Raw genomic sequence first — 8,392 nt, 5'->3', positions numbered from 1 at the left:
CTCATTGGCATACGTCCACTTTTTTTGTACGTAACGTCCATATTCATCGTAACTGTAAAATGATTTCCTGCAACTAACGGATCTGATATCTCGCCGCTGTGTATTTCTTCAACACTGTTATGCCATTCTACTGTCTTTGCTAAAACATCGGCTTTACCAGTAGTTACATTTCTTGGCGCGCCTTCCATTTCTTTGCTTACAATATTATCAGCATACAACTCATTAATTGCGTCAACATTTTTGCCTTCGCGGCAATATTGCACTAATTTGTTTGCTACGTCTTTGGTGGTCATAATATTTTATATTTAGGTGGTTATTTTAAGTAAAGCTATAATTTTATAACAGAGCAGCCCTATTTTTTAATTAAATTTAAGTTAACTTTTCAGCTGATCCGTCAACATTAATCATTAACCCTTTTTACCAATAACATTTAGAGTAACAGCGCTATTGTGAGGTATTTGAAGTGTTTTACCGGGAGTTACCTGTACATATAATTTAAGGTATCCATCAATGATGCCCTTTATTATTCTTATGGTCGATTTTTCAAATTCAGGAAATACATAAATCAATGATCGTTGAAAATGTAACTGCCCCTGTGTATCAACAGTCGCTAAAAACGAATAAGAAAAATCCTGGTAAGCTTTATTGATAGTTATGGTATATTCGGGGTACATGTATTCGTCGGAGTTATCCCACTTATTCATTATATCTGCCGCCACTGGTTCCTTTGCCACTTTTACTAACGGATTCTTGCTTTTAAAAACAGCGGTTTCGCGCGCAGCGAATGAGCTATCCGAATTAGCGTTTACCAAGGCTATACGCTTCATTATAAACAGGCTGTCTTTTCGCTGTGGTTTTCTTAGATCAACAGTATCTTTGTGCAACACATTTTTTATATAATTATCTGCATAAAAGGTCATGTATACGTTAGATCTGGCCCAATAGATGGTTTTGCCTTTTACCTGCAATACCTGTAATTTTAAACTATCCTTTGTTACCTGCAATGCTTTTAGCCAGGCACCTGATATGTTAAAAATAGAATCATGATCTAACGTAACCGGGAACTTTAGAAAAATATTCTTATCTGGATTATATACACTTGCATATCTATCAGAATAAAACATCAGCCGCCATATTGATGATAACTGGTATCCGTACTTATTAAACGCCAGGCCCGAATCAAAACTTCTGCGAACTTCGGTATAGTAAATACCCTTTACCTTTTTAAATGATGTATTATGCATGTCCTCTTCCTTGAATTTACAGGAGAAAATAGTTGCAATTAAAACAAAGAATATACATCGACGCGACAGTAATGACATGTCGTAAAAATGCAGATTTAATTTTTATTTTAAGTTCAAAAACGAATAAGAAACGTAACGATTATGATGTGAAAATGAAATTGGGATATCCATTTCCTTTCCATTATTAAACAAAATTGGATAGCCTGCCAGACCGTTATCTATACTTAGCGCATGATTAGGAAACAAGCTATTTAGTTTATTTAACACAAATAACCGTACAGCTTCCGACTGGCTAACGCTATCGCTCTCATTTATTAATTGCACACCCCAATAAACATGTTGAAAGGTATTTTCACCATCCACTACGGTTGCTATAAATTCAGCATGAATGACTGATTTAAAATAAAGCGTATGCATATCATACAAAATACTTCCTTTAAAAAACGACGCGACGGATTGGTCGCCTTCCCATCGATCACCTGCAAATTCCAGGGCAACTTCAATATCCTGAACTATTATCTTTGAAGGAGAAAAAACAAGGTTAGCATCGCCCTTTTTCAGGTATTTAAAGGCCGATTCTTTTACGGACCATAAAAGCCATACAAAAATATCAAAGGGCATTTGAGGCTGACGGTAAAGCCCCAGCTCAAAAGGGGTAATAAATTTCGAATAAAATACGGGCTGACAGGTGCGTTGTTTATCAATAACGTTTAGCGCGACAATATCATTGCCGGCGCTTTTCACGCAGGTTTGTTTATTTTTTCAGAAATTACGTCAATACAATTCCCTACGTTGTACATTTTCTCGGCAGCGTCAAAATCTATTTCAATATTGTATTGTGCTTCAGCATCTATTATAATATCAACCAGGTTAGCCGAGTTGATCTTTAAATCTTTTATAAGGTCGGTTTGTTCGTTGATCCCATCCAACATCTCCTTACTTTCTGTATACGGGGCCAATACTTTTTTTAATTCACTTAAAATTTCTTTTCTATCCATTTAATCGTTTTTATATTTTGAGATAATTAAACAGCTGTTAACATCACCAAAACCAAAATTAGCCTTCGCAACTGTGTTAATTTCTTTGTCTACCTTTATTGTTGGCAAATTGTTTGCCCCAATTATATCTAAAATTTCCGGGATGGGGTCTTCTAAATTTAAATTAGGGTGCACAAAGTTATGTTTTAATTGTAAAACAGCCGCAACAGTCTCTATTGATCCGGCTGCGCTAAGCGAATGACCTATCATTGATTTTAATGAATTAACCATCGGAAAGTCATCACCACTACGCCCCAATGCCTGTACCCAGTTTTGAATTTCCAGTTTATCAGCAATGGTAGCAGTTAAATGGCCGCTCACCAAATCAATATCATTAGCACTTATATTTGAATTGGCAATTGCCTCCATGATACATTTGACAACACCTTCGGGCCCGGGCGCTGTCATACTGCCGCCATTGCGCTGCCCGCCGGAGTTGGTTGACCCGCCTAACAGCTCGCCATATATTTTTGCTCCACGCGCTAAGGCAAAATCCAGATCTTCTAATATCAACGCTCCAGCTCCTGAGCCCGGTACAAAACCACCTGCCGATGCACTCATTGGTCGCGATGCCCTTTCGGGCTCATCATTAAACTTGCGCGATAATACACGCATAGAATCAAATCCGCCAAAAACATAGCGGTCAACATATTCACAACTACCCACTACCATACGTTTGGCCATTCCAAACTTAATATACTCATAACCCATTAATATGGATTGTGTACCGGTAGCACAAGCGGCAGAGTTATTAATGATCTTGTTACCCAACCCTAACCTGCCCGAAATATAGGCTGTGACCCCGCTATTCATTATCTGCTCAACCACACGCGAGCCTAATTTTTTCGACTCGCGGGCATCGACACGGGTTATAGCGGTTTTTATAACATCAGTATCTGCAACGCTACTGCCAAACACACAGCCTGTTTCCCATAAAGTATCTTCGCTTACTATTTCATTACCGGCATCTGTCCATGCATCCAGTGCGGCTTTTATACCGTAAGCAATTCCTTTGCCTTTTAAGCCATACAGGCTGGTTTCGGTAATATAGTTGCGTAGCTGCTCCCATTCAAACTCGGGCACACCGCTTACCTGGCAATTAAATTTCAAATCTTCATACTCCGGAATAAAACGGATACCCGATATACCGTTTTGTATTGCATGCAAAAAATCAGGAATATTTAATCCATTTGGCGATACTACACCTAAGCCAGTAATTACAACGCGGTTACTCATTCTTACTTAATTCTTTATTTAACAGCATTTTTTATAATGCCTGAAAAAACCCCTTTTGCTACTAATTCGTTATCCGCATTATGCATTTCTACTAAACACTTTAATTTACCAAAACGAAAATATTGCTTTTTAGAAGTTACCGTAACTTTTTCTTCGGGCAATACCATTTTAAAAAAATCAACATTGGTTGATGTTAATAATGGGAATGAGCCTTCGTCCATAGCAACTCCTCGCTGCTGCACTCCATTAACCATTAAATGTATACCCAAAACCACTAAACCTATCTGCGCCATAATCTCGGTAATAATAACTCCGGGAGTTACCGGATTACCGGGGAAATGATCTTCGTAAAAAAAAGCGTCACTTTTTAATGTATAATCTCCTGTTACTCCATTTTCATCAAGTGAGTTAATGTTATCTACAAACAGGAAAGAAGACTTATAAGGTAAATATTTTAATATATCATTCATATAAATTATAATACTTATGGCACTACCTACTACAAATAACTATCTGCAATGTTCTCCGCCATCTACATGAATTACAGACCCATTTATCCATGCCGCCTCGTCTGTGCATAAAAGGTATATAACATTAGCTACATCTTGCGGGGTAGTTATTCGTCCAGACGGGTTTCTTGCAAGGGCATGTGCTATCAATTTTTCACTATCAGGTATTCTTTTTAAGGATGGGGTTTCAGTTACACCAGCCTGTATCAGGTTAGTTTTTAAACCAAACTTAGTCAGCTCAACAGCCATATAAGTGGTCAAACTTTCTAATGAAGCTTTTGCTATAGATACTGCGGCATAACCCTCCCAGTATTTAGTCGAGCCTTCGCTGGTTAAACCAATAATGCGACCATCAGCATGAAAAAGATCGGCAGCTAATAAATCTTTTGTCCAATCGAGCAAACTGGTAGCCATGGCATAGGTGGTAAGCTGTATATCTTCTTGTGTAAGCGCCCCTTTATCTCCATCATTAACTAATGGTTTTAAATTTCCACGGGCGATAGAATGAAGTAATAATTTAACTGAATGCTTTTTATCTTTTGTAAACTGTTCAATAAAAGCTATGCGAGCTGTTGCATCAAGCGCGTTTATGTTAAAAGGAGAAATGGTTACCTCATTAGCTGCTGCAATTTGGGTAAACTTTTGTTTAAGCTCCCTTTCTGCTGCGGCAGTTTCGCGGTATAGCACCGCTATGTTCATGCCATGCAAGGCCAGCTTCTCTACGGTTGCAAAACCAAATCCGCTTGATCCGCCTAAGATAAGGGCCCAGTTGCCAGAAAATTGTTTTTGAGTATTATGCACTTAACTTAAATTATTATTAAGGTCTAAATGTAATTCAAATCTTGCTAATTTACGGTTTATACAGCTTACTTAATTAGGCAAAGCGGTATAATTGGCTATATTTGTGTTGATACTGATGTAAAAATAAATATGAAAATCAGAATAATATTTGCCTTGCTTTTAACTTTGCCGGGTATGGTTGTTCTAAGTAAAAACCTGCCGCAAAAACTTGATAAAGCTGCTTTTTATGATGCGATGTCTTCCGGAAATTTAGTTGTAATTAATAAAGAGCTGGATATTATAGCTGCCTCATCATTTAATGAAAAAGATGGCTATGAAGGTGCTTTACTAATGCGTAAAGCCGGGTTACTGGGGCGCCCTGCCGAGAAACTAAAATTCTTTAAAGCAGGTCGTATAAAATTTGAAACAGCATTTTTGAACGATACTAACAATGTGGAGTTTCACTTTTTGCGTTTTGCCATACAGGAACATGCCCCTAAAATAGTTAAGTACCGTACCGACCTTGAAGCTGATAAACAAATCATTTTAAAAGCTTATAAAAACCTGCCGCCGGTAGTACAAAACGCTATAATGGATTATACCAAAAATTCAAAATTATTGCACGCACAGGATCTGTAAGATAGTATGAGTAAAAAAGTATTAGCTATTTATTATTCGCAATCCGGGCAGTTAGGTGAGATCATAGATAACTTTACGCAGCCACTTATTGATGCCGGCATTTCTGTAGAAAAAGTTAGGGTTAGATTAGTTAATGAACCAACCTTCCCCTGGACAGCAGATACCTTTTTTAGTGTAATGCCCGATTGCCAGTTGGATGTTCCTGCCGCGCTACAACCGTTTGAATTAAAAGAAAAGAAATATGACCTGGTTATATTAGGCTACCAGGCCTGGTTCTTATCGCCTAGTATACCCTTTAATTCTTTAATGCAAAGTCCTGAATTAAGGGTTGTTTTAAAAAACACGCCTGTTATAACCGCAACAGGTGCGCGCAACATGTGGCTGAATGCGTTTGTTCGTGTTAAAAAATTATTGCGTGCCACCCAGGCTAAACTGGTGGGTAACATCGCTTTAGTTGATACACATCCTAACCCCATTAGCTTCATTACCATCTTCCACTGGATGCTGCATGGAAAAAAAGACCGGTATCTAAACATTTTCCCCCCTCCGGGTGTTTCAGATGCGGATATAAAGCATACCAAAGTATTTGGTGAGGCCGTTATACCACATTTAGAGCTTAATGATTGGGGAAGTTTACAAAACGAGCTTGACGCCAAAAAGGCTGTTGTACTAAATTACAACTTAATGATAATTGAAGGCACAGCCGGTAAAATATTCAAGGTTTGGGCAAATATAATTTCTAAACGGAAAAACAAGCTGCCCTGGATAAGGGCCTATAAATATTACCTGTTAATTGCTTTTTTTGTAGGCGCGCCCATATTGATAACATTAGATGCCATTTTATTCAGATACACTTCGCCTAAACGTATTAGGGCGAAGAAACAATATTATTTAAATTTAAATTAAACAGGTATGCCCGTTTATATTACCAATACTTCTACATTTTTACCGAATGAACCCGTTCCTAACGACGATATGGAACTGTATTTGGGTTATATTAATGATAAACCGTCTAAATCAAAAAGCATAGTACTACGTAATAATGGTATAAAAACACGCTATTATGCCCTAACAAAAGGCGGCAAGCCTACACACACCAATGCCGAAATGACCGCGTTGGCTGTAAAGGGCTTGTTTAAAGATGATCCAAACAAAATAAAAGATATTGAATTGCTATCATGTGGCACCTCCTCTCCCGATCAAATGATGCCATCGCACGGAGTAATGACGCATGGCTGGTTGCCAGAGGCTGAAGCTATTGAAGTAGTTTCTCCGTCAGGGGTTTGTTGCGCGGGCATGCACTCGCTTAAATATGCTTATTTAGCTATAAAAGCAGGCGAAGTTAAATCGGCAGTAGCAACAGGTTCTGAAAGGTTTTCGGGCTTATTAGTTTCTGATGTATTTGAAGAAGAGGCACAGAAACTAAAAGAGCTTACTGATAATCCTTTCATTGCCTTTCAAAAGGATTTTTTGAGGTGGATGTTATCAGACGGCGCTTCGGCCTTTTTATTAAGCGATGAGCCTAATAAAGAAGGGTTGAGTCTGCGTATTGATTGGATAGAGGGTGTATCCTACGCTAATGAAATGGAAACCTGTATGTATATGGGCGGTGATAAAGAACCTGATGGTACATTAAAGGGGTTTATGGATTACACGCCCGATGAGATCATGACCAAATCTATATTCAGCGTTAAGCAGGATATTAATTTGTTAAGCGATAACATAGTGCCATTAGGCGGCAAAAAGATAAAAGAGATATTTGAGAAGAAAGGGCTTACCGCAAGCGATATTGACCATTTTCTGCCCCATATATCCAGTAACTTCTTTAAGAGTAAAATTTACGACCTGGTTGAAATATATGGCGGGGGTATCCCTTACGAGAAATGGTTTATCAACCTGTACACAGTAGGGAATGTTGGCGCGGCATCGGTTTATTTAATGATAGATGAGCTGTTCCACAGCGGTAGGTTAAAAAAAGGCGAGAAGATATTGTTACTTGTTCCTGAAAGTGCGCGTTTTTCATACATGTATGCTTTGCTTACTGTTTGTTAAATTACGAGGAAAAAGTGTGCGGTTAGGTATGAGTTTGTTTCACGCAAATGTGTAACAAAATGTAACAAGTGAAACAAGATTTCGACTTAAAATACTGTTTATGAGACGATTGACAAAAAGTGATGTAACAAAATGTAACAACTTTTAAGTCAGTATTCTTAAGTATGATTTCAATCTTTTCAATTGATAATCAAATAATTACAGATTGCTTAATTTAGGAGTGGTGAAACAAGTATTTGAAACAAGATGAAACAAGTCACTGGTATTATATCAGCTACCCAAGTTTACAGGTTAACCCTCGTATTGATATAGTAATATGAAAAAAGAAGATGTTCCGCAGGATTTGGGCGCTTTGGGTAAAATTACCAAAGAGGTGTGCTATGCTACGGATGAGTCTGGTAAATACACAACCCAATTAAGCAATGGCTGGGATGTAAAAACCACCGCGCTTGATGCGGCATGGCACGATGTTGAAGAACGTATCGCGGCAGCAAAACAAAAAGTGCAGAATAATGAAGCGAGCCCTATCCTATTTTTTATGGAAAAAGGATTGATGGATGTACAAATACTGGCGGGCTATACCGGCTTTTGGCAATGGCAGGTAAAAAGGCATTTAAAACCTGATGTGTTTAATAGCCTTTCCGACAAAAAACTACAGAAGTATGCCGAAGTTTTTAACGTAAGTATACCTGATCTAAAAACTATGACCATTAAAGCGGAATAGTTTCCTTCACCCTCTCTTCGCCGCGCGGAAAGAGGGTGAAGAAATTTTCTATAATAATTAAATGAATTCAGAGCCCATACTCCCATTTAAACACATACAGGCGGCACACTGCGAAAACGGTGTAACCATGAGCCTGTTAAAAAACGCAGGTGTTCAGCAAATTACCGAACC

11 protein-coding genes are annotated in these 8,392 nt (G+C 38.2%); 4 read left to right on the top strand and 7 right to left on the bottom strand.

All coding sequences use genetic code 11. From position 1 onward, the window contains the following. From JWP71_RS12620 to JWP71_RS12590, 7 genes are all read right to left on the bottom strand, one after another. Nucleotides 1-293 (bottom strand): nuclear transport factor 2 family protein (locus tag JWP71_RS12620; RefSeq protein ID WP_299500502.1); only part of this gene is annotated, 293 nt, incomplete at its 3' end. 114 nt (nucleotides 294-407) lie between these two features. Next, nucleotides 408-1,322, bottom strand: a complete 915-nt coding sequence (locus JWP71_RS12615; RefSeq protein ID WP_299500499.1) for a hypothetical protein — start codon at nucleotides 1,320-1,322, stop codon at nucleotides 408-410. Between the two features lie 24 nt (nucleotides 1,323-1,346). Next, nucleotides 1,347-1,988 carry a 4'-phosphopantetheinyl transferase superfamily protein gene (locus tag JWP71_RS12610; RefSeq protein WP_299500495.1) on the bottom strand — a complete coding sequence of 214 codons (642 nt, stop codon included), beginning with the start codon at nucleotides 1,986-1,988 and terminating at the stop codon, nucleotides 1,347-1,349. After that, on the bottom strand, nucleotides 1,985-2,242 hold the full coding sequence (locus JWP71_RS12605) for an acyl carrier protein (RefSeq protein ID WP_299500492.1): 258 nt from the start codon (nucleotides 2,240-2,242) through the stop codon (nucleotides 1,985-1,987). Before JWP71_RS12605 ends, JWP71_RS12610 begins: the two co-directional genes overlap by 4 nt. Further along, the gene (locus JWP71_RS12600) at nucleotides 2,243-3,517 is read right to left on the bottom strand and encodes a beta-ketoacyl-[acyl-carrier-protein] synthase family protein (RefSeq protein WP_299500490.1); all 1,275 of its coding nucleotides are present in this window, start codon (nucleotides 3,515-3,517) and stop codon (nucleotides 2,243-2,245) included. It lies immediately after the preceding gene. 14 nt (nucleotides 3,518-3,531) lie between these two features. After that, entirely contained in the window at nucleotides 3,532-3,987 is a 456-nt protein-coding gene (locus tag JWP71_RS12595) for a 3-hydroxyacyl-ACP dehydratase FabZ family protein (RefSeq protein ID WP_299500488.1), read from the bottom strand. 39 nt (nucleotides 3,988-4,026) lie between these two features. After that, nucleotides 4,027-4,827 carry an SDR family oxidoreductase gene (locus tag JWP71_RS12590; protein WP_299500486.1) on the bottom strand — a complete coding sequence of 267 codons (801 nt, stop codon included), beginning with the start codon at nucleotides 4,825-4,827 and terminating at the stop codon, nucleotides 4,027-4,029. Nucleotides 4,828-4,956: 129 nt separating this feature from the next. Here JWP71_RS12590 and JWP71_RS12585 point away from each other — a divergent pair, with 129 nt between their 5' ends. The 4 genes from JWP71_RS12585 (at nucleotide 4,957) to JWP71_RS12570 (ending at nucleotide 8,221) form a co-directional block, all read left to right on the top strand. Beyond that, complete coding sequence (locus tag JWP71_RS12585; RefSeq protein ID WP_299500484.1) at nucleotides 4,957-5,445, top strand: hypothetical protein; 489 nt, start codon at nucleotides 4,957-4,959, stop codon at nucleotides 5,443-5,445. Between the two features lie 6 nt (nucleotides 5,446-5,451). Then, complete coding sequence (locus JWP71_RS12580; RefSeq protein WP_299500481.1) at nucleotides 5,452-6,351, top strand: hypothetical protein; 900 nt, start codon at nucleotides 5,452-5,454, stop codon at nucleotides 6,349-6,351. 6 nt (nucleotides 6,352-6,357) lie between these two features. After that, nucleotides 6,358-7,497 (top strand): beta-ketoacyl-ACP synthase III, encoded by a 1,140-nt coding sequence (locus JWP71_RS12575; protein ID WP_299500478.1) that lies wholly within the window; start codon nucleotides 6,358-6,360, stop codon nucleotides 7,495-7,497. A gap of 316 nt (nucleotides 7,498-7,813) precedes the next feature. Further along, on the top strand, nucleotides 7,814-8,221 hold the full coding sequence (locus JWP71_RS12570; protein WP_299500475.1) for a hypothetical protein: 408 nt from the start codon (nucleotides 7,814-7,816) through the stop codon (nucleotides 8,219-8,221). The last annotated feature ends 171 nt before the right edge of the window (nucleotides 8,222-8,392 follow it).

Source organism: Mucilaginibacter sp., assembly GCF_028287845.1.
Classification (GTDB): Bacteria; Bacteroidota; Bacteroidia; order Sphingobacteriales; family Sphingobacteriaceae; genus Mucilaginibacter.
This window is presented reverse-complemented; position numbering and strand designations above follow the sequence as displayed.

Excerpts from the sequence above, each read along its gene's own strand:
- JWP71_RS12615 (WP_299500499.1), bottom strand. The coding sequence starts at position 1,322 with ATGTCATTACTGTCGCGTCGATGTATATTCTTTGTTTTAATTGCAACT.
- JWP71_RS12605 (WP_299500492.1), bottom strand. The coding sequence starts at position 2,242 with ATGGATAGAAAAGAAATTTTAAGTGAATTAAAAAAAGTATTGGCCCCG.
- JWP71_RS12600 (WP_299500490.1), bottom strand. The coding sequence starts at position 3,517 with ATGAGTAACCGCGTTGTAATTACTGGCTTAGGTGTAGTATCGCCAAAT.
- JWP71_RS12595 (WP_299500488.1), bottom strand. The coding sequence starts at position 3,987 with ATGAATGATATATTAAAATATTTACCTTATAAGTCTTCTTTCCTGTTT.
- JWP71_RS12585 (WP_299500484.1), top strand. The coding sequence starts at position 4,957 with ATGAAAATCAGAATAATATTTGCCTTGCTTTTAACTTTGCCGGGTATG.
- JWP71_RS12580 (WP_299500481.1), top strand. The coding sequence starts at position 5,452 with ATGAGTAAAAAAGTATTAGCTATTTATTATTCGCAATCCGGGCAGTTA.
- JWP71_RS12575 (WP_299500478.1), top strand. The coding sequence starts at position 6,358 with ATGCCCGTTTATATTACCAATACTTCTACATTTTTACCGAATGAACCC.
- JWP71_RS12570 (WP_299500475.1), top strand. The coding sequence starts at position 7,814 with ATGAAAAAAGAAGATGTTCCGCAGGATTTGGGCGCTTTGGGTAAAATT.